Raw genomic sequence first — 25,574 nt, forward strand, 5'->3', positions numbered from 1 at the left:
TACAATTCATGTCTATGACGAAAAAACTAGGGGCCGGTTTTGGACTGGCGCTGAGCGTGACGATGATGTCCGGCGCAGCCTATGCGCAAGACTGCACGACCAAGATCGGGGCCGTTCTGCCCACGTCTGTCGATTGGGGCCGCCCCATCGCCGAGACCGCGCAATTTGCCGTTGATCAGGTCAATGCCGCGGGCGGCGCCGCCGGATGCCAGATTGAAATGGTGCTGCGCGACACCCAGGTGGACCCCAAGGTCGGGGTGGACGCCGCCAAGGCGCTCGTCGATCTGGAGGGCGTGAACGTGTTGCTGGGGGCCGTATCATCGGGCGTGTCGATGCCGATCCTGACATCCGTCACCGTCCCGGGCGGCGTGATGCAGATGTCGTGTTGTTCGTCCTCCACCGCGTTCACCACTCTCGCCGAAGAGGGCAAGACCAACGGGCTGTGGTTCCGCACCTTCGCAACCACGGGTGTTCAATCAGCCGTCGGCGCCAAAGTCGCCCAGGACAAAGGCTATAAAACCATCGCCGTACTTTACAAGAACGACGATTGGGGTCAGGACATGGCCCGCCAGATCGCCGCTGATTTCGCGGCCGTCGGAGTGGAGGTGACCACATCCGTTGCGATCAATGACGGTCAACCAAGCTACCGCGCAGAGGTGACCGAAGCGCTGTCCACCCAGCCCGAAGCACTTTATCTTGCGCTTTATCCGGCTGAAGGCACCGCTGCCGTGCGCGAGTGGATTTCGCTGGGCGGGACGCAGAACATGATCATGGCGAACGCGCTGAAATCCGATGAATTCCGCGACAATGTCGGCCTGCAATATCTCGGCAACGCGCTTGGCACCGACACCGCATCGCCACGGGCCGACAGTGCTGACGCCTTCCGCGCGGCCTATGTCGAACGTTTCGAGTCCGAGCCGAACGGCCCCGGCCTCGCCAACAGCTATGACGCCACGATGATCGCCCTTCTGGCGATGGAAGCGGCGGGCAAGGATGCATCAGGTGCCGAGATTGCCGCAGCCGTCGCACGCGTCACCGACCCGGACGGGACTGCCGTCAGCGCCGATACCGCCGGGTTCACCAGTGCCAAGGAAATCCTTGCCGGTGGCGGCACCGTGATGTTCCAGGGCGCGACAGGAAACGTCCGGTTTGACGGCAATGGTGATGTATCCGCGCCTGCGGTCGTCTGGTCCTTCTCCGAAAGCGGCATTGAGGAGGTCGAGTTTCTGTCGCTGGACGATGTCGACGCCTTCATCGCCTCGCTCCAATAACACCGCTGGCCGTCGAGGCCTGGGTCGAAAATAGTCGGACAGCCGCCCGCGCTTGGGGCGGCTGTCATCATTCAAGGGCTTTAAAGGCAGCGCTTCTTCACTGAACACCCCGATGCAGTCGACTTCTACGTCAATCGGTCCAGGTGCGCTCAGTTCGCCTGATAGACGAACGACATTCTGCGCACGTTGCCGTTGGGGGGGCGCGGAAACGGCACCGCCGCCCGAATTTGCGCGCGGGCCGCGCGTTCGATGTCGATCGGCCCCTGGCCTTCGATGATGCCGATTGAACCCACAGATCCATCCGGGTTGATCTCAAAGAAAACACGGGCGTAACCGCGCCCGGCAACCCGCACGGCAGGCACGCGATTGAGGTGCACCAGAACCCGACCCGCATAGTTGGTCACGTCCGAGTTTCCGGGTCCGCGGGAGTTCTGAAAACCACGCCCCCCCGACCGGGTGCCACCGTCCTCCAGGATCGTCAGGTCCGTTCCGTCACGGCGATAGGCCGTCAGCGGCGATTCAAACAATCGAGAGCGCGGCGTGCCGGTTTCCGCAACGGCGTCACCGTCGGACTGGCCTGCCTGCTCTGCCGGTGGCCTGCGCGTGGGAAGCTGCGGGCGCAACGACGACGCGAGCGACGGATCCGACCCGCTGGTGTCGTCTTCGGCGTCCACGCTTGGCGTTGTCTCGGGGTCCACCGAAATGTCCGGCGTTTCGGGGTCAATCGTTTCCGGCGATACCTCGGTCGGCTCTAGCGTTTCGGGCTCGACCGTTTCCGGGGCCACTGGAATGACCGGAACAGTCGATGGCGTCGGTGTCGGGGCAACCGGGGTCACGGGCACCGCAGGAACAGCGGCAGGCGGCAGGGCTGCAAGCTGTTCTGGCGTCTGGGCAGCCGTTGGCTCAGGTGCGACCGGGGCTGCCAGGGCTTCGGCCGCCGGTGTGGTGGCATCCGGCGTGCCCAGCGGTGTTTGCGCCACGGTGTCTGGCTCCACCGGCTGCGTCGGGGCATCCGAAACTTGCGTGTCGTTCCCGCCTGCCGGCTGTACGGTTTCCGGTTCCGGCACGGTCCCGCTCTCGAAATCGGCAGGTCCTGTCGCGTCAGGTCGGACAACCTGCGCCGAGCCTGTATCAGGCGCCGGGGTATTTTGTGGATTGGACGACGCGACCAACACCTCCGTTGTCGGAACCTCGGCGGCCTCCGGCTCCGGGACTGTTTCTTCTTCTGGTTCCGGCACCGTTTCTTCTTCCGGCTCCGGCACGGTCTCCTCTTCTGGCTGAGGTTCAGGGGCGCGTTCGGGCTCGGACGGCTCGGCATCGTCCAGAGCATCGGCAATGTCCTCGAACGTCTTGTTCAGAGTGATCACATCGGATGTTCCCTCTTCGACGGATGCCCTGGGCCACACGCCGCCGGAAAAGGTCAAGCCGTAGGCATGTAACAACAGTGACAGCAGAATGGCTGCCACCGCGATGATCGCGGATCGTCTTATCATTCCAGCGCTCGCTCGGTCACAAGCCTCACGGACGGCGCCCCAAGTCGCCGCAAGATCCCAGTCACCTCGACCAGACGCGCGCCCGAAACATTTCGATCCGGAACGATCCGCACCGGTCCGGTGTCATGATCCACCATGTAGGTTTGCGGATCGGTGGTCACACCACGAAAACTCAGCGTCCCATCCGCACGGAGCACCAGTGCGTCCGGAGGTTCGCGCCCCTCCAGATCCGATGTCTCCACCAATGCGAGATCCGGATCGAGCGGCGGTGCGACCGTGCCTGCCACCAGAAAAAAGATCAGCATCAGAAAGACGACGTTGATCAGGGCGATGGTGGTGTCGCGCGGACGGCGGGGCGGGGCGGGGCGGATCATGGCGTTACTCCAACACCATGACGGACAGCGCGTCGCGCCCCCGCACGCGCACCAGCAGATCGACCAGCCGTTGCGCCGTGGTATCGTCGTCCAGACTGATGAGCAACTGCCCTGCCTCGACCTGCGTCGCCAGTTCGTCAAGGGTGATTGGCGCACCGTTCAGCACCAGCCGCTCAGCCCCTATCTGCACAAAGAGCCTTTCGGTCGGAACACCCGGCGCGGCAGATCCGGCGGTCGCCTGACTAAGCTCGATCTCGCCATAAGTCGAAAAGGTCGAGGTCAGCATGAAGAACAGCAACAGCAGAAAAATCACATCGATCAGCGATGTGAGCGCCAAGCGGCGGCGCACGAATGGCGATGCCTTAAGCATGTGTCGGCGCGACCGCGCGTTGCTCTGCCTCCGCCGGTACGGCAACAGCGTGGCCGGGCACGAGTATGGTCCGCAAAGCCTTGTCCGCAAAAACCCGTTCACGTGCGGTGCGGCTTTCAAGCCAGGCGAGGACCATGGACGTTGGCATGGCCACGGCCAGACCGACAGCCGTCGTCAGGAGCGCCACCCAGATGCCGCCCGCCAACAGCGAGGGATCAACCGAAGACCCGGCTGATTGCAGGCTTTGAAAGGCCTTGATCATGCCCAGCACGGTTCCGAAAAGGCCCAGCAACGGCGCAAGCTGCGCAACCGTGTCCAGCAGGCGGAAGCCCCGTTCCAAACCCGCAAGCGCCAGCCCGGCTTCGGCGTCCAGCCGCGCATCAAGCCCCGGCGCATCCGGTGCATCCATCGCCGAATGAACCAGCGGCGCAAGATAGCTGCGACTGGCCGTAAGGCGCGCCCGTGCTGTGCGCTGATCGCCCTTGTCCCAAGCGTCCAGTGCCTCGGACAACACTTTGTGCCGCCCAACGCCAGAGGCCGCGAATTGCCAGAATTTGTACAGAGCCACAGCGAAAGCCAGAACCGACATCACCAGCAAGACCGCAACCACAGGCCCGCCAAGTGCGAGAATGCCGCGCAGTGCCTCGAGCGGGCTCATCCGATCAACTCCACGGAAACGCGGCTGCCCAGCGAAAGCGCCTTGTCACAGACATCGCTGTCGGCCCCTGCGACGACACAGGTGTTCGCCCCGTTGATCAGGACCTGACCGACCGTGCTGCACGCCCTGCCCGGCAGATCAAACTGGCGCACTCGTGGCCGATCCGTCGGCAGAGTGCGGAAATCAAACAGCGACAGGCTGACGACCCCGCCCGATGTGTCGAAAATCACCGTCTCGAACACCGCTTCATCGATTGCGCCCGCGGTCTGGTTCTGGACCAGAAATGAAAGCCGACAGGCATCCGCGACGTCCTGAACCGCATTCAGTTCAAGCGAAAGCTGCGGTGCAGTGGTTTCGGCGGATTGCGCATATACCCCGACGGGCACTGCAACAGCCAGCAACGCGGCCAAAGCTAAGCGACGAAACGACATGGTCAAGCTCCTTAAAATCTACGCAGGTCACATAATGCCAGCGGCAAACCGCACGCCCTGAACCCAACTTGGACTGTCTTTACAGCGGACAGTGATCACGCGGAAGGGCCGCCCGCATCATTGTGATCAATTGGCTCGTCAGGCTTTGAGGTCAGCAAGTCGTGTTTGCCAACAAGGCACACACTGCAATCAGGCCGGTGCGTGCCCGGTTTTTCGGCCCTGAACGCCTTGGGCAGATCCGCCTGTGACCCTGCGTTCACTGTGCAAGGTCTCAGGCGATCCGACTAGTTTCTGAAGATCCGGATCGGGGCCGCGCCCAGTACTTCTTCCAAAGTGAAGTTGCGGCCTTCGGCGCCAAAGCTGCGGTCCGCATTGAGACCGGCACCGATGAGTTGGACCACTTCGGGCGACCCCGCAAATTTCGAGTGACTTCCAGAATTGGAATCGCTGACCTTACCAAGATCAATGACCGTCGCACCGAACCTTTCAAGCTGCGCCACATCCGCCGCACCGACACGCGGAACACCACCGGCAATCCGGCGCGACAAGCGAAGCGCTGCGTCATCCTCTGAGATCAGAAGAAACATCTTTTCGACAAGTGGCCGCGGTAGAGCTGCAACCTGGGTTTCGAACAGATCAATGTCGATGTCGGGCGAGGCAAGCACGATAATGTCGATCTTGTCCGAGTTGGCGAGACGCCCGGATTGTTTCTCATTGACCAGCCCTTCCATGACAAGAAGCGTGCCCATCGAATGCGCAAACACATCAATGTTCTGCGCGTTCGTTTTGCCCAGTATCTGGGTCATGTTGTACAATTGCGAGCGTGCGACAAGCACACTGTTCAGATCATAGACATAGGCGCTTCCTGCCGCGGCGGAGGCCCAGCTGAACAGGATTGGGACCCCCTGAAACCCGGTGTCTTCCACGAATTGAGACAGACGCAGCACCGCCTCGCTTGTCGAGTTGTTGAAGCCGTGGACAAAGAAAAGCACCTTGCGCTGTGCGGGGGGGCGTTTGGCGAGCTCGCGATTGACCGAAGCGATGAAAGCGCCTTCCTGCTCATAGACGATCGGGTTGACCACAGTGAATTCAGTCCGCGGGTCTGGCGGCAATCTTCTGGGCCGTTCCAGCACGCCGGTTACATGGGTCGGCGGGACAGTCGCGTCGACCGACGCCAGCCCAAGGCTTGGTGCTCTGGACGAAGAAAACAACGAACCGGGGGCCTCAGTGGACTCGCGGGTGGTCATGATGAAGATGCGATGCTTGGACAACATCTCCACGCTCGAGACCGGTACGTTGGGGTTGACGACGCCGATCACGTCCGGCGGACGCGAACACCCGATCAAAGCCAGCACCATAAGTGCGGCGATCAAGGATCTGGCGTGACCGTATACTCTCATGGCGTACCCCCAAGACACTTCGTCGGCATTGCTGCTGCGACAGGCTTTGTACGACAGTTACAGGTGAACCGCTCGCTTCTGCAACCTGCTTTGAACCAACATCGAAGCATTGGCCCCAAAGAAGCTGCCAAGTGCGAGACAGAGCATATTTTATGACCCTGCGTCGGATACGTCATTCGTTTGGCGCGCAGCAATCAGACCGTGACTGCATAACCGCAGTCGATAGGATGACGCACCCACTGTCGCCCTTGGTCAGACCTTCCGAACGTTTTATCCTGGCCGCCGCAAAATCTCGCATGATTGGTGTGTCACCTACGGTTGTCGATATTGAACCTTGCGTAGAATATGATATGCGAACTGGACAATTTCATTTGCAATTATGCGCCATCGAACACGTGTGCGGCGCTTAATGCACTCCCAAATTGGCAAACTTTAACCGGAGTCTTCGACTATGCTGAAAACAAATCTCGCAACCGCTGCTGCTGTCCTCACCGTCGCCCTGTCCTCAGCGGCCGCTGCTGACACATATGCAAAATATGGTGAAGTCGACGGCTGGAAAGTCTATATCGACGCAGAGAAAAAATCCTGCCTGATCGAAGCTGTCGACAGCGCGGAAAATGTTGTTCAGATGGGCCTGACCGAAGACCGCAGCGTCGGCTACCTCGGCGTTTTCACCAAGGCGGACACTTCGATCATGAAAGGCAGCAAAGAAGGCGTTGCCATCCTGATCGGCGAAAACCTCTATGTCGGCGAAGCGACCGGCATGCGGGGCAACATCACCAAGGGTTACTCGGGTGGGTACGTCACCAGCGACAACCCGATGTTCGTCAAGGATATCGAACAGCAATACGAGATGATCGTTTTCCCCGAAAGCGACTACTCCTTTGTCGTCGATCTGGCAGGTACCAAAAAAGCGATCGCCATGGCGCGCGAGTGCAATGCCGCACAAATGAACTAAGTCAAATCCCGGTTTTTCCGGATTGATCACATGAAAAGGCTCCGCAAACGGCGGAGCCTTTTTTATGCAGGGCTTGCCGCGAATGCTATCGCTTTGCCGGTATACCTGCCACGCGGGACATGATTGCGTTTGGGGCATATCCGGTCACCCTGCAAACCACTCACGCGTGTGAGTTCAATCCAGTTCCGTCCATGGCCATGGCTTGACTTCGCTTGCCGCCGTCTGAAACCGGGCCGCCTTAGCGATCCAGATGCCCAGGTCAGTCCCGAAGTCGGCGAGTCGCTCGTTCGGTTGCTTGTTATTGACCAGCATGATCACGAACTGAACGACTGTCGCCACACCAAGCACCGTTTGTGCAATGGACGTCATGAAGGCAATCAACAGCATATAGACCAGCCGGAGAAACAGATTGTCCGGTTGCTCAGGCTCTGTTTGCTCTCCATGCAGACGGCCCTCAATCTTCGCTTCGTCGTCTTGCATTATCCTGTCCCTCATTCCTGAAACCATGGTCATCGTCGCGGGGTCAACGGCACGCATATGTGCCGCGCCACCATCAGCACCATCCAAGGGCATTTAGCCCTGTCTCACCACTGGCATTGCGGTTTAGATTGGCACGCAGGGACGACCCTTTGCAACATGTGAGGTCCATCATGAATCGACGCCAAATTCGCCAGGACGGAAAGACCGTTTCGGAGGTGGGACTGGGATGCTGGAGTTTTGGCGGGTCATACGGCCCGACCACCGAGGCGGAATCGCACAACACACTGGCTGCGGCGCGCGACCTCGGCGTGGACTTTCTCGATACGGCAAATGTCTACGGCATGGGTGTTTCAGAAGCTGCCATCGGGTCGTTTCTGAAGGGCAATGCAGGCGGCTTCACCATCGCGACAAAGGCCGGCATCCAGCCCGCTTCGGCGACCAATCCGCGCGGCTTCAACAACAAGCCCGACTATTTGCGTGGCGAGCTTGAAGCATCGCTGAGCCTTTTGGGGCTGGATCATGTCGACCTGTATTACATGCACCGCCGGGACCCGGACCTTGAGATCGAGGACGTGATGGAAACACTTCTGGCCTTCAAGGCGGAAGGCAAGATCGGCGGTATCGGCTTTTCCGAAATCTCACCCGCCAGCTTGCGCCGCGCCGCCGCCGTGGGACCCGTGGATGCGGTTCAAAGCGAATACTCGCTCTGGTCCCGCCAGCCGGACTTGGGGCTGATCCAATCCTGCAAGGCTTTGGGCGTGGCCTTTGTCCCCTTCAGCCCCTTGGCGCGGGGCATGTTCGCGCCGACCCCGCCGGACCCCACGACCTTCAAGAAAGGGCATTTCCGGACCGGGACACCCCGGTTTTCAGAACCAAATTTCAGCCACAACGTGAACCAGATCGAAGCATTCAAGGCATTTGCCAACGATCTGGACACATCGATGATCGTGCTGGCCATCGCATGGTGTCTGGCGCGCGGCGACCACCTGATCCCGATTCCCGGCACCCGTTCCGCCTCCCATCTTGAGGAATGCGTGATGGGCAGTCGCTTTGCCATGACCGATGACATCATGGCCCGGATCGAGGAAATCCTGCCCGTTGGCTGGGCCCATGGGGACAGGTATGACCGCGATCAGTGGCCCGGTGTCGAAGGCTACTGCTGATCAGGCTAGTTGATCTCTGGCTCAGGCACAGGGGCACCGAATTCGGTGCGCAGGAAATCGAAATCGCATCCCTTGTCGGCCTGCTCGATATGCTTGGAAAAAACCCAGCCGTAACCACGCTGGTATCGCGGTTCAGGTGGCACCCAGGCGGTCCGGCGCTCCTCCAGTTCGGCCTCCCACTGCTCTACATTCAGGCTACGGTTCGGCACGTCGAGGGCAATCATGTCGCCTGTTTTGATCAGGGCCAACGGCCCGCCAACGAACGCCTCAGGCGCCACATGCAAAATGCAAGCGCCATAACTGGTCCCGCTCATCCGTGCATCGGACAGCCGCACCATATCGCGGTGCCCTTCGTTCAAAAGCTTTTGCGGCATCGGGATCATGCCCCATTCCGGCATGCCCGGCCCCCCTTGCGGACCTGCATTGCGCAGGATCAGCACGTGGTCGGCGGTAATCGGAGCCTCTGGATCGTTGATGATGTCCTTGAGGTCGGCGTAGCTGTCCGCGACCAGTGCAGGACCACGGTGGGTCATGAACCTAGGGTCCATTGCCGCGGGTTTGATGACAGCGCCATCCGGCGCAAGATTACCCTTCAGAACTGCCAGCGATCCTTCGTGATACACAGGGTTTGACAGCGGGCGAATGACGTCCGCATTGTAATTCGGCGCGTCCTTGATGCCCTCACCGAGAGGACGACCCGTGACCGTCAGCGCCGATACATCCAGCTTGTCGCCCAACGCGTTCATCAGCGCAGGCAACCCGCCTGCGTAAAAGAAATCTTCCATCAGGTAGTCCTGCCCCGAGGGTCGGATATTGGCAATCACCGGCGTGGTGCGCCCGATCGCGTCCAGATCGTCCAGTTCCAACGGCACGCCCGCCCGCCGCGCCATGGCGATCAGATGGATGATCGCGTTGGTCGAACAGCCCGTCGCCATGGCAACGGTGACGGCGTTGCGGGTGCTGGCGGGCGTGATGATCTTGTCAGGTGTCAGATCCTCCCACACCATATCGACAATGCGTCGCCCGCAGGCGGCACTCATGCGCTGATGGCCCACATCCGGGGCCGGGATGGATGACGCCCCCGGCAGACACAGGCCAAACCCTTCGGCAATGGCCGTCATCGTGCTGGCCGTGCCCATGGTCATGCAATGCCCGTAAGATCGCGCGATCCCGCTTTCGATCCCTTCCCATTCACGTTCCGAAATGTTGCCGGACCGACGCTCATCCCAGAATTTCCAGGCGTCCGACCCCGAACCAAGGGACTTGCCCGCATAGTTGCCGCGCAGCATCGGACCGGCAGGCAGAAAGATGAACGGTATCCCCATCGACACGGCCCCCATGACCAGTGCCGGGGTCGACTTGTCACAGCCGCCCATCAACACCGCCCCATCCACCGGGTTGGAGCGCAAGACCTCTTCAACCTCCATCGCAACCATATTCCGGTAGAGCATGGCCGAGGGTTTCAACAGCTGTTCCCCCAGCGAGTGGACCGGAATTTCGACAGGCATGCCGCCTGCTTGAAGAACGCCTTTCTTGACGAATTCCACCCGATCCTTGAAATGCATATGGCAAGGTTGCAGTTCAGACCACGTGTTCAGGACTGCAATGACCGGCTTGCCTTGCCAATCTTCGTGCGACAGACCCATTTGCAATGCGCGGGAACGGTGGCCGAAGGACCGCAAATCATCTGGTGCGAACCACCGGGCCGATCTGAAATCCTTGTACTCTTTTTTGGTCATTGGTCCCCCCCAATCGCGTAGGCCCGTCACTGCACTGTGCACGCGGGTCGCGCATCGCTCAAGCGCAGTTCTACACGGACACTGCAACCTGAACGAACACAGCCGGGCTCAATTCACCTCGACGGGCCGCGATCGCATCCGTTTCGCCGTTTCTCGCTCGGCACGTTTGCAGCGCATCGGCGGCAGGTCGCGGTCCATCAGGTCCATGTCCTCAAGCACCATGTCGCCCATCTGTTTGAACGCCACATCCAACGCCCCGGCCCGATGTGCAGACCGAATAAAGCCGGACAGCTGCCGCACCGGATGGTCCTGCGGCATCGGTTCTTGCGGAAACACATCGCTGGCGGCGACGATCTGCCCGCTTTGCACGGCCGCGATCAACGCGTCGAAATCCACGACCTCTGCGCGGCTGAGCAGAATGAACGCAGCACCCGGGCGCATGCGGGCAAAACTCTCGGACCCCAGAAAGTTCTGATTTTCAGATGTGACCGACGCCACGACAAAGACAAAATCCGACTGCGCCAGAACCTCATTCAGACCTGCCGGGGTGACCTCCTGATCGATCAGCATCGATGGCGGCACCCATGGATCGTGCACTTTGATATGGCAGCGAAACCCGGCAAGAAGCCGCCGCAAGGCTTTGCCCAGATCCCCAAACCCGATGATCCCCACATCCGCACCGGACAAGAGGCGCGCCGCGTGATTGCCATCGCCACCCCATTTTTCGCGACCTTCCCGAAAGTCCATATCGGACTGGGTCACGCCCCGCGCCAGATCAAGGGCCAAAGCCACGCCCAGTTCCGCCACCGGAAGGGCAAAAACAGCACCCGTTGTCAGCACATGAATGCCGCGCCGGAAGAGGTCGTTATAGGGCATGTTGTCGATCAGGTTCGATTCAACGTTCAGCACCGCGCGCAATGCGGTCATTTTCGCGAGGGTCTCGGATGAGAGTGGCGGTTGCCCGAGAACATACCGCGCAGAAGCAAGCGTTTCGTCATCCAGTTCCGCCACCTTGTCAGCTGTTGTTTCGATCAGGTCGTAGCGCGCGTGCAACTCTTGCAACCGCTCAGTCGTAAAAATCAGGTCGAGCGTGCGCGGCTCGGGCGCGCAAATGACCAGTGGTTTGGCCGTGGACGTCATGAAACTCCTCCCGATTTCGCAAACACGCGATCCAGGTTGACCTAACACTGAAAGCTGCGCGCTCTCTAGGGCGAAATCGAAACCGACGGCGCAGTTCTCTGCCGTGCATGATCTGAAAATTGCGGCAAGCTGGGAGGGGATTTTTCCGTCGAACCAGCAAGACACGCATCTCCGTGGCATCTATTTCTTGATACGCGATGCCGAAATCCTGAAAGTGTTCAGGTTCGGCAAACAGCATGGCGCACTCATCTGTGTGCATGCAGCCGACGATGCCATCATGCTCCAGCCAACGCGGCCCTGATTGAAGCGGGCCACTATGAAAACCCTTTCCGCTTTGTATCCCTGTGCCGCGGGTGGACGATTGGCCTGCCCATGGGCAGGCCCAAAAACCAGACAATCTAGAAGACCACTTCGTGAACGAAGCCCTCAGCATAAGCGCGATTGTGTTCAGTACCCCCGAAAGCTACCAAATCGAAATTCAGTCCACGACCGGGGCTGGCGCTTGAATGGTCTGGTCGTCGTCAATCCGCATTCAACGCATTGGGCGCCCGGGTGCCACCTCACCCGCCCGCCTTCCTTAGGGCACTGGGGGCGTGGCCAAACAGAACGCGAAAGGCGCGGGTCATGGCGCTGGCGTTCTCATAGCCACAGCGTTGCGAAATCTCGGTAATCGGCAGGTCGGTATTCATGACCAGTTGTCGAGCGCGTGTCAGTCGTAAATGACGGTAGACCGCTTGCGGCGTGGCCTGAAGCGCCGCGTGCATCCTGAGTTCCAGCGTTTTTTGTGTACAGCCGACCGCGCGTGCCAAAGCTGGAATGGTCAATGGCGCCTCGACACTATCCTGCATGATGGCAAGCGCGCGATTGACGGTTTTGCCGCCGCCCGCTTTGTAGGGCAATCGTTGATCCACAGCATCGCGCGACATGAAAAGCTGTGTCACATCCATCGCCAGCAAGGGGCCATGATCGGAGGCAATCAGGTGAATGATCAGATCAAAGGCGGCCATCGCGCCGGAACATGTGATCCGGTCCCGGTCGATGACAAAACGCTCGCGCACGGCCTCCACATCGGGAAAGCGTTCGGAAAAAGCTGTCAGTTCGTCCCAATGGATCGTGGCGCGGTACCCGTCGAGCAAGCCCGCCTGCGCCAGCAACCAACTGCCCGTGTCAAAACCCGCCAAACGGCCATAATGCGGCGCCACCTTGAACAAAGCACGCCCCACATCACGCGGCGCGATCCGGCGGACGCCGTAGGATGGCATGACGATCAGAGTGTGACCGGACGCCTCCGCCAAACCGCCGTGGGGAGCCACTTGCAATCCGCTTGAGCTTTGGACCGAACCACCATCAAGCGTGCAAAACCGCCATTCGTACAAAGGCCGATCCGAGAGCATGTTGGCCGCCCGGAGCGGCTCGACCGTATTGGCGAGACAATGATTGGAAAAGGCATCGAACAGGAAAATGTCGAAGCGGTGCGCAGAGGATGCTGTTTTTTGCGAATACTGCATGGTCTTTCACTAACTGTGCATACCATTTTTCTGCAAGTTCGAATTTTATTGCGACGCAGAGTTGAGGAGTCCCGTCATGCATTTTGGTTTGTCCGAAGAACAAGAGATGATTGTCTCGACCGTCCGCAGCTTTGTGGAAAAGGAAATCTATCCCTTTGAGGCCGAAGTCGAGCGGACCGGCGAGGTGCCGGTCGAACTGGCCGAAGCGATCAAGCAAAAATGCAAGGATCTCGGGTTTTACGCCTGCAATTTTCCCGAAGACGTGGGGGGGGCGGGCCTGAGCCATGTGGACTTTACTCTGGTCGAGCGCGAATTGGGCCGCGGGTCGATGGCGCTGACGCATTTTTTCGGACGTCCGCAAAACATCCTGATGGCCTGCGAAGGAGAACAGCGCGAACGCTATCTTCTGCCCGCGGTGCGGGGCGAGCGGATGGATGCGCTGGCCATGACCGAACCGGGGGCGGGCTCTGACGTACGGGGCATGAAATGCAGTGCGGTGCGCGACGGCGGCGATTGGGTCATCAACGGCTCAAAACATTTTATTTCGGGCGCGGATCATGCGGATTTCTTTATCGTATTCATTGCCACGGGCGAAGACGACACGCCAAAGGGGCCCAAGAAGCGGATCACCACATTTCTGGTCGATCGTGGCACACCGGGGTTCGAGGTGCGAGATGGCTATAACTCGGTCAGTCACAAGGGCTACAAGAACTGCATCCTTGATTTTGACGATTGCCGCCTGCCCGATGTGCAGGTTCTGGGAGACGTCGATGGCGGTTTCGCGGTCATGAACGAATGGCTTTACGCCACGCGGATCACGGTTGCCGCCTTTAGCGTGGGCCGCGCGCGGCGGTGTTTTGACTATGCGCTGAGCTATGCTGCCGAGCGCAAGCAGTTCGGTCAGGCCATCGGCAAATTTCAGGGCGTGGGATTTCAGATCGCCGACATGATCACCGAAATTGATGCGGCCGACTGGCTGACGCTGGCTGCCGCCTGGCGGCTGGACGAGGGGTTGCCTGCCAACCGCGAGATCGCCTCGGCCAAGCTTTATGCCAGCGAGGCATTGGCCCGGGTCACCGATGCGACTCTGCAAATCTACGGCGGGATGGGGCTGATGGATGATTTTCCGATCGAGCGGTTTTGGCGCGATGCGCGGGTCGAGCGGATCTGGGACGGCACTTCGGAAATACAGCGTCATATCATTTCGCGCGACCTGTTGCGGCCGTTGGGAGCATAGCTGTGTCGGGGGCGTTTGCGGGGTCTGACGGGCGCGAGGGGCCAGCCCCTCGCACTCCCCGGGATTTTTGGGAACAGAGAAAGGGACGTCTCGGTCGAGGTCAGGAAAGGCTTGCCTCATGCGCGATCTGAGCCGTCTCATCCGGCCCAAGTCCATTGCCGTGGTGGGCGGCGGTGCGTGGTGCACCGAAGTGATCCGTCAAACCGAGCGCATGGGATTTGACGGACCGATCTGGCCAGTCCATCCACGGGCGGTCAACGTGGCAGGCCATGGTGCATTTCCCGGCGTTGGCGATCTGCCTTCCTCGCCTGATGCGGTTTTTGTCGGCGTAAATCGCCATGCGACGGTTGACGTGGTTGGTCAGCTGGCTGCGATCGGAGCCGGAGGGGCGGTGTGTTTCGCCTCCGGGTTTAGTGAGGCGGTGGCCGAGGATGCGTCCGGGGCCGACTTGCAGGCCCAATTGGTGGCAGCGGCGGGTGACATGCCGATCCTTGGTCCAAATTGCTATGGGTTTATCAATGCGCTGGACGGGGCGCTTCTGTGGCCCGACCAGCACGGATGTCAGCCGGTCCAGCGGGGCGTGGCAATCCTGACCCAAAGCTCCAACATCGCCATAAACCTCACCATGCAGAAGCGCGGATTGCCCATTGCCTATACGGTCACCTGTGGCAACATGGCGCAAACGTCGCAAGCCGAGATCGCGAGCGCGTTGATCGACGATCCGCGGGTGACTGCCGTCGGCCTGCATATTGAGGGGTTCGGGGACATTCGTGTCTGGGAAGCGTTGGCGCACAAGGCCCACGCCAAGGGCGTGCCGCTTGTCGCGCTGAAGGTCGGAGCATCGGACCAGGCACAAAGCGCCACAATTTCGCACACCGCTTCGCTGGCGGGCAGTGATGCGGGTGCACAGGCTTTGCTTGACCGGCTGAGGATCGCGCGGGTGGCAGGTCTGCCTGACCTGTTGGAAACGCTGAAGCTGTTGCATTGTCAGGGTCCGTTGAGGGGAGCGAACATCGCTTCGATCAGTTGTTCAGGGGGCGAGGCCAGTTTGATTGCGGATATGGCGGAGGGCTCGGATCTGCGGTTTCCGCCCCTGACGGGTCCCCAGAAGTCCACCCTGCGCGCTGCCCTTGGCCCGATGGTCGCCCTGAGCAATCCATTGGATTACCACACATATATTTGGCGTGATGCCGACAGGATGGCCCACGCGTGGTCGGGGATGACTGGGCCGGACATCGACATGACGTTTTCGATTGTCGACTACCCGACCACTGACCCCACCGATTGGGCCTGCGCCACCGAGGCCGCCCTGAAAGTCCGCGCCGAGACAGGCGCGCCCTTTGCCGTGGTGGCCTCTTTGCCGGAGCTTATGCCGGAAGAGATTGCGCACCGGCTGATGCAGGGCGGTGTCGTGCCCTTCAACGGATTGCGTGAGGCCTTGGCGGCGGTCAGTGCCGCCGGTCAGGTGGGCGCCCCGTCCCCGCTGCCTGTTTATTTGCCTGGAACAGCCTCCGCAACTGTTACGTTGACCGAAGCCGAGGCCAAGACCGCTCTGGCGGCTCATGGCATCGTGGTTGCCGGGCACAGGACGGCAACGCGGGACACCATTGTCGCGGTCGCCTCCGGCCTTTGCCCACCCTTTGCGGTGAAGGGCCTCGGCCTTGCGCACAAATCGGAACATGGGGCGGTGCGCCTGTCCGTTCGCACAGAGGATCTGGCCCGCGTCGCGGCTGATATCGGGACCGAAAACCTTTTGGTCGAAGAGATGGTATCTGACGCCGTTGCAGAACTGTTGGTCGGCGTGACCCGCGATCCCGCTCATGGTTTTGTCCTGACCCTTGGGGCCGGCGGCGTTTTGACCGAGCTGTTGCGGGACACGACTTCGCTTTTGTTGCCTGTGACCAGAAATGATGTTGAAGCCGCCTTGTCACGGCTGGCTTGCGCGCCGTTATTGTGCGGCTACCGTGGCAAACCGCCTGCTCACGCCCCCGGTATCATCGACGCAGTGCTCGCGCTTCAATCCTATGTCCTTGCGCATGCTGACAGCGTCAGCGAAGTTGAGATCAACCCACTGATGTGCACGCCCGACCGGGCGGTCGCCGTCGATGCCCTTATCAGAAAGGCCTGAAAGATGAGTCCGATCAAGACCCGGCGCGAAGGCGCCATCCTGCAAGTCACCCTGGACCGGCCCAAAGCCAATGCCATCGACCTTGTGACCAGCAAGATCATGGGCGATGTCTTTCAGGATTTCCGCGACGATCCGGAGTTGCGGGTGGCGATTGTCACCGGCGGAGGAGAGAAGTTCTTTTGCCCCGGTTGGGACCTGAAAGCCGCCGCCGATGGCGACGCCGTCGACGGGGATTATGGCGTTGGGGGTTTCGGTGGCTTGCAAGAGATGCGCGCCATGAACAAGCCGGTCATTGCCGCCGTGAACGGCATTGCCTGCGGTGGCGGGTTGGAGCTTGCCCTGTCGGCGGACATCATTCTGGCAGCGGATCATGCCAGCTTTGCCCTGCCGGAAATCCGATCCGGGACGGTGGCGGATGCCGCATCGGTGAAACTGCCCAAACGTATCCCCTATCACATCGCGATGGAGCTGCTGTTGACGGGCCGCTGGTTTGACGTGAACGAGGCGCATCGTTGGGGGTTGGTGAACGAGATCGTGCCGTCAGACCAGTTGATGGACCGGGCATGGGAACTGGGCCGCCTGCTCGCGTCGGGGCCGCCGCTGGTCTATGCCGCGATCAAGGAAATCGTGCGCGACGCCGAAGACGCGAAGTTTCAGGATGCGATGAACCGGATCACAAAAAGCCAACTGCCTGCCGTCGAGCGGCTCTACCGTTCGGACGATCAGCGAGAGGGCGCACGCGCCTTTGCGGAAAAGCGCGATCCGGTGTGGAAAGGGCGCTGACTGCCCGAACACTTAGCGCAGCAGCCCCTGATCGACAGGCAGTCCGCTCGGGACCTGACTGGGCACGCCCAACACACCTTCCGTCGATGCACCCCCGGTCAACGCTCCGAGAAAGGCGACAAGCGCGCTCACGTCTTCATCGGACAGGGCGGTTGGGGCCAAGGTAACGGCCGCTCTTTGGCGAGCCAGTTCGCGCGGGTCTTGCCAGACCATGAAATCGATATGTTCCAGCCAAGGTACATCGGGCAGCGCGGCGGTGTCCGGTGTCCAGCTTTCCAGACCTGCGACGGGATCCAGATGGTGGCGCACGATCCCTTCCAGCGTGGGATAGGCACCGTTGTGACCATAGGGGGTCGTCAAGTCTACGTTGCGCAGCATCGGCGTGCGAAAGGCATAGGCATCGGCCAAATCGTCGCTTTCGCCCATATGCCCCACATCCCGGACCATCGGATCAAAACGACGGGTGCGACCCGGCCCAAAGGGCGGCAGGCCAATGGCGTGAAAGTTCTGATCCGACAACAGCGGGCCGGAGTGACATGCAACACAGCCGCCCACACCGAAAAACACCTCCATCCCGTTTTGTTCCCTGGCGGATAACGCGGCCCTGTCCCCGGCCAGATAGGCATCAAACGGGCTGTCATAACTGGTCCACTCAAAGATCATGAAAGCGCTGAGGGCATTGGCGATATCAGCGATTGCGATATCATCGGCGCCCGAGATATGCGGGTATGCTGCGGCAAAGGCCTCGGCATAGGCCGGAATATGACGCACACGATCGGTCAGGATCGGCCATGCGTAATCGATACGATTGTGAACGGCACCCGCGACTTCGTTTTCCTTCGGGTTCCCGGCCATCTCGAACTGCGCCACCAGTGGAAAGATGGCCTGCACGGCCAGCAGATTGTCCAGGCCGTCGGGCAGCCATTCCTCGGCCGGGGAATTGAATCCATTTTCGTAGGTGTCCGCGACGCTGAGGCGGCCGTCATGGAACATCACGCTCAGGTCCTTGGCGCCAAGGTTCCAAAGGCCCGGCGCATTGCGCGGAATGCGCTTGTGGATACGATCATCTCCAGTGCCCGCCGTCCGTTCAGGCCCGAGGCCCACACCGCCTTCTCCGATCCCGAGGCTCAGCCCGTCGCCCGTGCCCAGATCGGGATGGTGGCAGGTGCTGCAGGCGATATTGCGGTTGCCCGACAGGATGGGATCGTAAAACAGCAACTGGCCCAGTTTAGCTTGCGCAGGGTCCGCGGCAATGAAATCATTCGCCCCCAGAGGGCGTGGCAGGTCATCGGCCAACGCCGGAGCCGCCAGCAGGAGAATGAGATGCGCCAGATATTGTTTGCCTTTGTTTTTATGGCCACGCCTGCACTGGCCGAAATTGAAGAGGCGCGCGATCTGCTGGAAGCCGGAGCGTTCGAAGCGGCCTATGACGCGCTCTGGCCTGCGGCCCGGTCCGGCAACGCGGACGCCGAAGAGTTGATCGGCGTCATGTACGCCATGGGCCTTGGGGTCGAGCGCGACGACGAGCGCGCGTTCGAATGGTATCTGCGGTCCTCGATGAAGGGGCATCCCGGCGCGCAATCCGGGGTCGGATGGTACTATGAGATCGGGCGCGGCATGCCAGCCCCGGATCTTGTGCGCGCCTATATGTGGTACACCCTCAGCGCGATCGGCGGCGACCCGGATGCGGCAATCTCGCTCGAAGAGGTGGTCAAGAAGATGACGCAGGAAGAGATTGATCGGGCGCATGTTCTGGTCGCTGACTACAAGGTATGGATGTATCCGTTCCGCTGAGTTTGGCAGGTGTGATCCGCGTTGGGAAGGGTATCGTGACGCATACGGTCACGTCCCTGCACGCCTTAGCAATGCTTTCTAAATTGTAACCTTGACGTTACTATTTTAACGCAGTATGTAACCTCAAGGTAACAAGGAAATTCCTCATGCTTGACTCAGAAATCATCTCAAGGATTCGTATGTTTGTCTTTGGCATCACGGGAGCGCTTTGTTTGCTCTATGCGGTGATGTCATTTGTAACGGGACATCCTGAGCCGTTCCCGTTTTGGATACCCGGTGTAAGTGGCATCATCGCATTTCTGGTTCTATGGGGAACAAGTTTCGCGGCGGGCACAAAGCATGCGGATATGGCCTGGGACGAAGGCTATGCCGCAGATGCCCGGCGTGCGGCAGGCCTCGCATTTTGGGTGGGCATTTTTCTGTATCCACTCTTTGGGCTGTTGTTGTCGCAAGGCGTTGTGGACTGGCCCGTCGCCTTTGCCGTAATGGGTACTTTGACACCCGCGGCGTATCTCCTGCTGCTGGTCAGTTTTGACAGGCAGGGGCGCACCTGATGCTGATCACACATCTTGCCGAACACAGAAAGGCCGCCGGATTGACCCAAGCGGCCCTCGCAGAGGCAGTGGGTGTGTCACGCAAAACCATCAACACCGTCGAAAACCGTGTGTTCATACCTTCGACAGTTCTGGCTTTGAAGCTGGCCCGCGTTCTGGGGCGCTCTGTCGAAGACCTGTTTTGTCTGGAAGACGAATAACGCATCCGCTTTGGTAAATCGCGAAAAAAGACCGCCTCACGCATGCGAGGCGGCCCCATTGGTAGATGGATTGTAATGCGTCTCAGTTTACATCAGCATCACGAGCGGCATTCACTTCTGCCTCTGCCTCAGCAACGGCTGTGGTCAGGGCATCAAAGATTTCCGGGCCACGGGCCACGTTGCCTTTGAACCAGTCATAAACCGGTGTCGCCGCTTCGGCGAATGCAGCCTTTTCTTCGGGCGTTGGCGAATAAAGATCACCACCGCCCGCCACGAATTCTTCGTAGGCCGCGATCGATTTACGCTTGGGCGACGCAAAGGTCGCTTGCTGCAGCGCATAGAAGCCATCTACAACCACGCGGCGCATGGGTTCTGGTAGGGCGAGGAACTTCTCGTTGCTCATCCACCACAGCGCGCCCATATAGGCGTGGCCGTCCAGTGTCAGATATTGCAGGCCAGCATCGGGGAATTTCATGCCCATGATGTCGGTGATGCCGTTCTTGGAGCCTTCGACAACGCCGGTCTGGAAGGACGTGAACAGTTCGGGCCACGGGATCGGGGTCGGGGAGGCACCGAGGGCTTTGACCAGTTCCTGCGGCAGGTCCGCCACAACAGTCCGGATCTTCAACCCTTCCATGTCAGCGGGCATGGCCACGCGGCGTTCGGTGTTGGCAAAGTTGCGCCAGCCGCCTGTGTTGCCGACGGTCATGAGACGGATCATGTCGCCGGAGTCCTCAAGCGCCATACCGCGCAAGACCCGGGTGAAGTCGCCCGACAGCACATGTTCCGCGATCCGGTCATCGGCCATCAGATAGGGCAGATCGAGCACTTGCACGTAGGGAAAGATGCCCGATGCGCCGCCCGACGTTGAGATATAGATGTCGATCGAACCATCCGCGACACCTTGCAGGCATTCGGCACCGTTCGAACAGAGTTGTGTCCCGATGAACAACTCAACTTCGATCGCCCCGTTCGACGCCGCCTCGACGTAGTTCTTGAAGACGACAAGGCCGTCATAATCTTCGTCATTGGTGTTGGAGTTGGCGGTGGCGCGGAGTGTGAATTCCTGCGCCGAGGCCATCATGGCTGACCCGGCAAGCAGCGCCGCCGCCGTGAGCGTTTTGATCGTTATATTGAACATTTTGGTTTCTTCTCCCTGTTATTGATCATTCAAAGTCTAGTTCGCAAACCCAGTCAAGCGGGGAATGGTCATGGAAATTGCGGGGATGTAGGTGATCAAAAAGATCACTGCGACTTCGACCGCAAGGAAGGGCAAGATGGCCTTCGCGATGGTTTCGACCTTTTCGTGACTGACCGCAGCGGCCACGAACAAGACAAGTCCCATGGGCGGCGTTGCCAACCCCACGGTCAGGTTCACGCTCATGATGATCGCGAAGTGGATCGAGTCGACCCCCAGATCGGTAAAGATCGGTGCGAGGATCGGACCCAGGATGATGATGGCAGGCCCTGCATCCAGAAACATGCCCACGATGAACAAGAGCAGGTTGATCAAGAACAGCAAGATCAGCGGATTTTCCGACATCGTCAGAATGTAGTCCGCCAAAATCTGCGGCGCATAGGACAGCGACACAACCGTCTTGAACGCCATCGCGGCCCCCACCAGAAGCAGAACCACGGCAGAGGTCAGGCCCGCGCGGCTCAGGATGTCCGGCAGGTCCTTGAGCGACATCGTGCGCAGCACGAAGAATGCGACAAAGAGCGCATAGGCAACCGCGACCGCGGCCGCCTCGGTTGGTGTGAAAACGCCCGCCAGGATGCCCCCCAGGATCAGAACCGGCGTTTGCAGAGGGACGATGGCCCGTTTGCAGATCGTCCGGAACTGGCTGCTCACTTGCGTCCGCAAAGCCAGCAACAAGGCATGCGTGATTGCGACAGCCGCAAAGAACGTCACCCACCCCATCAGCGCGCCCGTTTCGGGAAGCGGTGCAATCACCCACAGCAGCAGACCAAGGTTCAGCCGGATCAGCAGGAAGGATACCCACTGCTCAAGGCGGCCCAGTTCGACACCGTCAAATTCGACCTTTTTGGCCGCGGGCAGGTCGTAGTGATCCGCAGTCATACGGATCATCACCATCAAGCCGACACCGACAAGAATGCCAGGAACGATACCTGCAAGAAACAGCGCCGCTACGCTTTCGCCCATGACGTAAGCGTAGATAATCATGATGCCGGAGGGCGGGATGATCGGCCCGATGACGGAACTCGCAGCCGTGATGGCGGCGGCATATCGACGGGTATATCCCTCTTTCTCCATGGCCGGAACAAGCATGGACCCCAGCGCGGACGTGTCCGCCACCGCAGAGCCGGAAAGACCGGCAAAGAGGATCGAGGACAGCACGTTCACCTGTGCCAGGCCACCACGCAGGTGGCCCATCAAGGCTTGGGAGAACTGAACCAAACGGATGGTAATGCCGCCCTTGTTCATCAACTCACCGGCCAGCATGAAGAACGGAATGGCCATCAGCGGAAAGCTGTCCATCCCGTTATAGACGTTTCGGTAGAGCAGCGTGATGTCTTTTTCCTGCCCGTTCATCCACAACAGCAGACCCGGCGCCGCCAACAGGCCGAAGAACACCGGCAAGCCGATCAGAAGGAACAGAAGGAAAAGCGGCAGGAACCATATAAGCATCATTCCGCTCCTTGCGTGTCGGGAATATCAAGATCGGGCAAATCATCGCCGCCCCCCATCAGGGTCACGATGTTGCGCAGGATCAGCTCAACGTTGACGCTGATCAACAGAACGATGCCGACCAGAAGCGACAGCATCATCCAGCTGCGCGGGATCCGAAACCAGCCATCGAAGGTTGGCAGGTACAGCGACGCCGTGGCAAATCGGCCTCCAAATCCGGTGACTTCCTTCCACCCGATTTGAACGGCGATGATCAGGATCAGGATCGAAATCAGCAGCAGCAGCAAGCTGAGCATCGCCGCGACCCGCTTGGCCATGAACCCCGAGATCATGTCGAGGGCCACGAAACTGCCGCGCCGAAACGCGGTGGGCGCCATCAGGCCCGTCATCCACAGCATGCAAAAGCGTGCCGCCTCATCGGGCCAGGGCAAAGCATTGTTGAAGAGATATCGCGCAACCACCTGTATCAGGATGGCTGCGACCATGAACGCAATGGCCATGATGCCTATGCCGCGTCCGATTTTCAGCAACAGTCCATTCACTGCGCTGAGCGGTGTCAACACCGTCAGTAGTGCGCCCATCTGGGCCCTCCCTTTTGTAGCTGCCCGGCGGTTATCTCCGCCGTGACGCTGATCGCGCTTTAACCCTGCGCCAAGGTCTTGCGGGTCACGCCATCAGGGCGTGACCGTTCCAAATTCGCCTTCAAAAAATGTCAAAGGTGCGCCGTCACGCATTTCTGTCCGCTGGACCTGACCCACGATAATCACGTGATCCCCGGCATCATGTGCCGCCACCCTGCGGCATTCGAACCGCGCCAGACAATGATCTATCAACGGGACGCCATCTGCGTTCAGGTGATACGGTTGATCGTCCAGCGCATGCGCGTTGCGCGCCACCTGCATACACAGATCGCGTTGTTCCGCGGCCAGTACGTGAATGGCGTAGTGATCCGCGGCCTCGAAATACGGAAAGCGACGTGCCGCGCGGTCCACCGACCACAGCACCAGTGCCGGATCCAGCGACACCGACGAAAAGCTGTTGGCGACGATACTGATCGGCCCATCTGCGCTCGGGACCGTGATGACGGTCACGCCAGTGGCGAAACGACCAAACGCATCCCGCAACTGGCGGCTGCTGTTTGCATCGGGGGAGAAGACGGTCGGTTGATTTGGGCTCTGCATTGTCATTATGCCACCTCATGTCCTAAAGCTGCTTCATAGAGACGGAACCATGTAGGGCGATCGAGGGAAACGCGCATAGCATCGCCGATCTTTTTGATCCGGTCCAAATTGTTTGTTCCCATAACGGGCAGAATGCCCGCAGGATGGGCTATCAGAAACGCGACGGCGACGGCTGCACGATCGACGCCTTGCGCGCTGGCAATTTCGTCCATCACGACATGCAGCTTGTCATTGCCTGACATCAGACCACCGCCCCCCAGAGGCGACCAGGCCATTGGCCGCTGTCCGTGTTGCTGGTGGAAGGCCAGATCGCCGTTGGTGAACGGGGTAATTTCGCCCAGACTGATCTCGATCTGATTGGTCAGCAGGGGTGTCTTCATCGCCGATTGCAGCAATTTCCAATCCCAGGGCCGGAAGTTGGACACGCCGACGCCGCGCACCTTGCCGGAGGCGACCAGATCATCCAATGCCGCTCCGGTCTCATGGTGGTCCATGAACGGGTCCGGGCGGTGGATCAGCAGCAAGTCGATGTGATCGATTGCCATGTCGCGCAGCGAGTGTTCCACGGACTGTTCGATATGGGCGCGGCTGGTGTCGTAATACTTTACCGGCGCATCGGCGTAGCGTCCCGCAGGGGCCACGATATCGCATTTGGTCACGATTTCCATTTTCGCGCGCAGGCCGGTATCGGCCTTCATCGCCTCGCCCAGGATCGCCTCGGCGACATAGCCACCGTAAATGTCTGCCTGATCGAACGTGGTGATACCCTGATCAAGACAGCCGTGGATCTTGGCCTGGACATGGGCCACGGAGGTATCGGTGTCATCGCCGATCCGCCACATGCCATAGACGATCCGCGAAAAGTCGAGGGCATCGGAAAGTTGAACGCGGTCCATTAGCGGCGCACTCCTGCGGCAAGAGGGGTTTCGGGCGCTTGCGACGGCACCCGACCATAGGCCTGTGGCAACGAGCACGTTTTCAGGTGCGGCATCACGCGGCTGCCAAAATGCCGAGCTTCGTCAATGTGAGGATAGCCCGAAAAGATGAAGGCGCGAATGCCCATCTTCTGGTATTCTTCCAGCTTGGACAGCACCTGATCGGTGGAGCCGACCAGTGCCGCGCCACACCCCGACCGTGCCCGGCCGACGCCCGTCCACAGGTTCGGCTCGACATAGCCGAATTTGTCGGCCAGCTCCCGCGCCTTGGCCTGATGCGCCACACCCAGAGAGATGGAGTCATGCGCCCTGTCGCGGATCATCTTGCCATATTCGTCATCCAGCTTGGACACGATATAATCTGCATACTCACGCGCCTCAGCTTCGGTATCGCGCACGATCATGTGCACGCGCAGACCGTAATCGAGGGTTCGGTCATATTTCTCCGCCACCGCATTCACGGCCTGCATCCGGCCCTTGAGGTTTTCCACCGGCTCGGGCCACATGAGGTAGACATCGCAATGCTGACCGCACAGGTCGAGTGCGGCGGGCGAATACCCTCCGAAATAGAGCAGCGGGCCGCCCGTCTGGTAGGGTCGTGCCGGGTCTGTCGGAACCCCTTCAAAGTTGTAAACCTCGCCCTTGTAAGTGATCTCGTCCTGCGTCCAGGCCTGTTTCAGGATCTCGACCACTTCGCGGGACCGTTGATAGCGCAGTGCGCTGTCGGCCACTTCGCCGGGGAAATCGGAGGAGATGATGTTGACCGTCAAACGGCCCTGCAACATGTGATCAAGCGTCGCGATGGTGCGCGCCAGCATGATGGGCTGCATTTCTCCGCAGCGCACGGCAGCCAGCATGTTGATCTTGTCGGTGATCGGCGCGCAGCCTGCAACAAACGACAGCGTATCCTGACCCACCTGGTAGGACGAGGGGCACAGAATGTTGCGAAATCCCTGCGCCTCTGCCTCCCTGACGATGGCCGAGCAATGCGCCCAGCTTGACCGCAAGTCGCCATCCGGCACGCCCAGGAACTGGTAATCGTCCGAACACAATGCGGAAAACCATGACACCTCGGCAGCATCGAGATCAGGAGAGGTGATGGGGACGATTGTCATGCTTCAGGCCTT

General features: G+C 60.0%; 27 protein-coding genes. 10 read left to right on the plus strand and 17 right to left on the minus strand.

Going from position 1 to position 25,574, the window contains the following annotated elements:
* Positions 1-8 precede the first annotated feature (8 nt).
* The gene (locus LC354_RS06510; RefSeq protein WP_223422189.1) at positions 9-1,271 is read left to right on the plus strand and encodes an ABC transporter substrate-binding protein; all 1,263 of its coding nucleotides are present in this window, start codon (positions 9-11) and stop codon (positions 1,269-1,271) included.
* Positions 1,272-1,420: 149 nt separating this feature from the next.
* Here the strand turns inward: LC354_RS06510 and LC354_RS06515 are convergent, their stop codons facing one another.
* The 6 genes from LC354_RS06515 to LC354_RS06540 form a co-directional block, all read right to left on the minus strand.
* Entirely contained in the window at positions 1,421-2,764 is a 1,344-nt protein-coding gene (locus tag LC354_RS06515) for an energy transducer TonB (RefSeq protein ID WP_223422191.1), read from the minus strand.
* Complete coding sequence (locus LC354_RS06520; protein WP_223422193.1) at positions 2,761-3,138, minus strand: ExbD/TolR family protein; 378 nt, start codon at positions 3,136-3,138, stop codon at positions 2,761-2,763. Before LC354_RS06520 ends, LC354_RS06515 begins: the two co-directional genes overlap by 4 nt.
* 4 nt (positions 3,139-3,142) lie before the next feature.
* Complete coding sequence (locus LC354_RS06525; protein ID WP_223422194.1) at positions 3,143-3,487, minus strand: ExbD/TolR family protein; 345 nt, start codon at positions 3,485-3,487, stop codon at positions 3,143-3,145.
* Positions 3,488-3,500: 13 nt separating this feature from the next.
* Positions 3,501-4,166, minus strand: a complete 666-nt coding sequence (locus tag LC354_RS06530; RefSeq protein WP_223422196.1) for a MotA/TolQ/ExbB proton channel family protein — start codon at positions 4,164-4,166, stop codon at positions 3,501-3,503.
* Complete coding sequence (locus tag LC354_RS06535) at positions 4,163-4,597, minus strand: hypothetical protein (protein WP_223422197.1); 435 nt, start codon at positions 4,595-4,597, stop codon at positions 4,163-4,165. Before LC354_RS06535 ends, LC354_RS06530 begins: the two co-directional genes overlap by 4 nt.
* Positions 4,598-4,881: 284 nt before the next feature.
* On the minus strand, positions 4,882-5,997 hold the full coding sequence (locus tag LC354_RS06540; protein ID WP_223422199.1) for an alpha/beta hydrolase: 1,116 nt from the start codon (positions 5,995-5,997) through the stop codon (positions 4,882-4,884).
* 451 nt (positions 5,998-6,448) lie between these two features.
* Here LC354_RS06540 and LC354_RS06545 point away from each other — a divergent pair, with 451 nt between their 5' ends.
* Positions 6,449-6,955, plus strand: coding sequence for a hypothetical protein (locus LC354_RS06545; RefSeq protein ID WP_223422200.1), 507 nt, complete (start codon positions 6,449-6,451; stop codon positions 6,953-6,955).
* A 174-nt stretch (positions 6,956-7,129) separates the two neighbouring features.
* Here LC354_RS06545 and LC354_RS06550 read toward each other — a convergent pair whose 3' ends face one another.
* Positions 7,130-7,435 carry a DUF4389 domain-containing protein gene (locus LC354_RS06550; RefSeq protein WP_223422202.1) on the minus strand — a complete coding sequence of 102 codons (306 nt, stop codon included), beginning with the start codon at positions 7,433-7,435 and terminating at the stop codon, positions 7,130-7,132.
* Positions 7,436-7,605: 170 nt separating this feature from the next.
* On the opposite strand from LC354_RS06550, the gene LC354_RS06555 reads away from it, so the two are divergent.
* Positions 7,606-8,598: an aldo/keto reductase gene (locus tag LC354_RS06555; RefSeq protein WP_223422204.1), complete on the plus strand. Its 993-nt coding sequence runs from the start codon at positions 7,606-7,608 to the stop codon at positions 8,596-8,598.
* Between the two features lie 5 nt (positions 8,599-8,603).
* Here the strand turns inward: LC354_RS06555 and araD are convergent, their stop codons facing one another.
* Together araD and LC354_RS06565 are read right to left on the minus strand one after the other, a co-directional pair.
* Positions 8,604-10,337 (minus strand): L-arabinonate dehydratase, encoded by a 1,734-nt coding sequence (gene araD, locus LC354_RS06560; RefSeq protein WP_223422206.1) that lies wholly within the window; start codon positions 10,335-10,337, stop codon positions 8,604-8,606.
* A 108-nt stretch (positions 10,338-10,445) separates the two neighbouring features.
* Complete coding sequence (locus LC354_RS06565) at positions 10,446-11,477, minus strand: hydroxyacid dehydrogenase (protein WP_223422208.1); 1,032 nt, start codon at positions 11,475-11,477, stop codon at positions 10,446-10,448.
* Positions 11,478-11,580: 103 nt separating this feature from the next.
* Here LC354_RS06565 and LC354_RS06570 point away from each other — a divergent pair, with 103 nt between their 5' ends.
* Positions 11,581-11,778, plus strand: a complete 198-nt coding sequence (locus LC354_RS06570) for a hypothetical protein (RefSeq protein ID WP_223422209.1) — start codon at positions 11,581-11,583, stop codon at positions 11,776-11,778.
* A 259-nt stretch (positions 11,779-12,037) separates the two neighbouring features.
* Here the strand turns inward: LC354_RS06570 and LC354_RS06575 are convergent, their stop codons facing one another.
* A complete protein-coding gene (locus LC354_RS06575) occupies positions 12,038-12,985 on the minus strand; it encodes a GlxA family transcriptional regulator (protein WP_223422211.1) in 948 nt (315 codons plus the stop codon).
* 76 nt (positions 12,986-13,061) lie between these two features.
* Between LC354_RS06575 and LC354_RS06580 the strand changes: the two genes are divergently transcribed.
* From LC354_RS06580 to LC354_RS06590, 3 genes are all read left to right on the plus strand, one after another.
* The gene (locus tag LC354_RS06580) at positions 13,062-14,222 is read left to right on the plus strand and encodes an acyl-CoA dehydrogenase family protein (RefSeq protein WP_223422213.1); all 1,161 of its coding nucleotides are present in this window, start codon (positions 13,062-13,064) and stop codon (positions 14,220-14,222) included.
* Between the two features lie 118 nt (positions 14,223-14,340).
* Complete coding sequence (locus tag LC354_RS06585) at positions 14,341-16,350, plus strand: acetate--CoA ligase family protein (RefSeq protein WP_223422215.1); 2,010 nt, start codon at positions 14,341-14,343, stop codon at positions 16,348-16,350.
* Positions 16,351-16,353: 3 nt separating this feature from the next.
* The gene (locus LC354_RS06590) at positions 16,354-17,133 is read left to right on the plus strand and encodes a carnitinyl-CoA dehydratase (protein ID WP_223422217.1); all 780 of its coding nucleotides are present in this window, start codon (positions 16,354-16,356) and stop codon (positions 17,131-17,133) included.
* Positions 17,134-17,145: 12 nt separating this feature from the next.
* Here the strand turns inward: LC354_RS06590 and LC354_RS06595 are convergent, their stop codons facing one another.
* Positions 17,146-18,429, minus strand: a complete 1,284-nt coding sequence (locus LC354_RS06595) for a cytochrome-c peroxidase (protein WP_223422218.1) — start codon at positions 18,427-18,429, stop codon at positions 17,146-17,148.
* Between the two features lie 27 nt (positions 18,430-18,456).
* Here LC354_RS06595 and LC354_RS06600 point away from each other — a divergent pair, with 27 nt between their 5' ends.
* The 3 genes from LC354_RS06600 (at position 18,457) to LC354_RS06610 (ending at position 19,681) form a co-directional block, all read left to right on the plus strand.
* Complete coding sequence (locus tag LC354_RS06600) at positions 18,457-18,927, plus strand: tetratricopeptide repeat protein (protein ID WP_223422220.1); 471 nt, start codon at positions 18,457-18,459, stop codon at positions 18,925-18,927.
* 146 nt (positions 18,928-19,073) lie between these two features.
* On the plus strand, positions 19,074-19,481 hold the full coding sequence (locus tag LC354_RS06605) for a hypothetical protein (protein WP_223422222.1): 408 nt from the start codon (positions 19,074-19,076) through the stop codon (positions 19,479-19,481).
* The gene (locus LC354_RS06610; RefSeq protein ID WP_223422224.1) at positions 19,481-19,681 is read left to right on the plus strand and encodes a helix-turn-helix transcriptional regulator; all 201 of its coding nucleotides are present in this window, start codon (positions 19,481-19,483) and stop codon (positions 19,679-19,681) included. The genes LC354_RS06605 and LC354_RS06610 overlap by 1 nt, the downstream gene beginning before the upstream one ends.
* Positions 19,682-19,763: 82 nt before the next feature.
* On the opposite strand, the gene LC354_RS06615 is transcribed toward LC354_RS06610, so the two are convergent.
* From LC354_RS06615 to LC354_RS06640, 6 genes are all read right to left on the minus strand, one after another.
* Positions 19,764-20,822, minus strand: coding sequence for a TRAP transporter substrate-binding protein (locus tag LC354_RS06615; protein WP_223422226.1), 1,059 nt, complete (start codon positions 20,820-20,822; stop codon positions 19,764-19,766).
* Between the two features lie 36 nt (positions 20,823-20,858).
* On the minus strand, positions 20,859-22,331 hold the full coding sequence (locus LC354_RS06620; protein WP_223422294.1) for a TRAP transporter large permease: 1,473 nt from the start codon (positions 22,329-22,331) through the stop codon (positions 20,859-20,861).
* Positions 22,331-22,912 carry a TRAP transporter small permease gene (locus LC354_RS06625; protein ID WP_223422228.1) on the minus strand — a complete coding sequence of 194 codons (582 nt, stop codon included), beginning with the start codon at positions 22,910-22,912 and terminating at the stop codon, positions 22,331-22,333. Before LC354_RS06625 ends, LC354_RS06620 begins: the two co-directional genes overlap by 1 nt.
* 93 nt (positions 22,913-23,005) lie before the next feature.
* Positions 23,006-23,518: a flavin reductase family protein gene (locus LC354_RS06630; RefSeq protein ID WP_317849274.1), complete on the minus strand. Its 513-nt coding sequence runs from the start codon at positions 23,516-23,518 to the stop codon at positions 23,006-23,008.
* Positions 23,518-24,408 carry an aldo/keto reductase gene (locus LC354_RS06635; protein ID WP_223422229.1) on the minus strand — a complete coding sequence of 297 codons (891 nt, stop codon included), beginning with the start codon at positions 24,406-24,408 and terminating at the stop codon, positions 23,518-23,520. The genes LC354_RS06630 and LC354_RS06635 overlap by 1 nt, the downstream gene beginning before the upstream one ends.
* Positions 24,408-25,562 carry an LLM class flavin-dependent oxidoreductase gene (locus tag LC354_RS06640; RefSeq protein WP_223422231.1) on the minus strand — a complete coding sequence of 385 codons (1,155 nt, stop codon included), beginning with the start codon at positions 25,560-25,562 and terminating at the stop codon, positions 24,408-24,410. Before LC354_RS06640 ends, LC354_RS06635 begins: the two co-directional genes overlap by 1 nt.
* Positions 25,563-25,574: the final 12 nt, after the last annotated feature.

It is taken from the genome of Tateyamaria pelophila (assembly GCF_019966495.1).
In the GTDB taxonomy this organism is placed as follows: Bacteria; Pseudomonadota; Alphaproteobacteria; order Rhodobacterales; family Rhodobacteraceae; genus Tateyamaria; species Tateyamaria pelophila.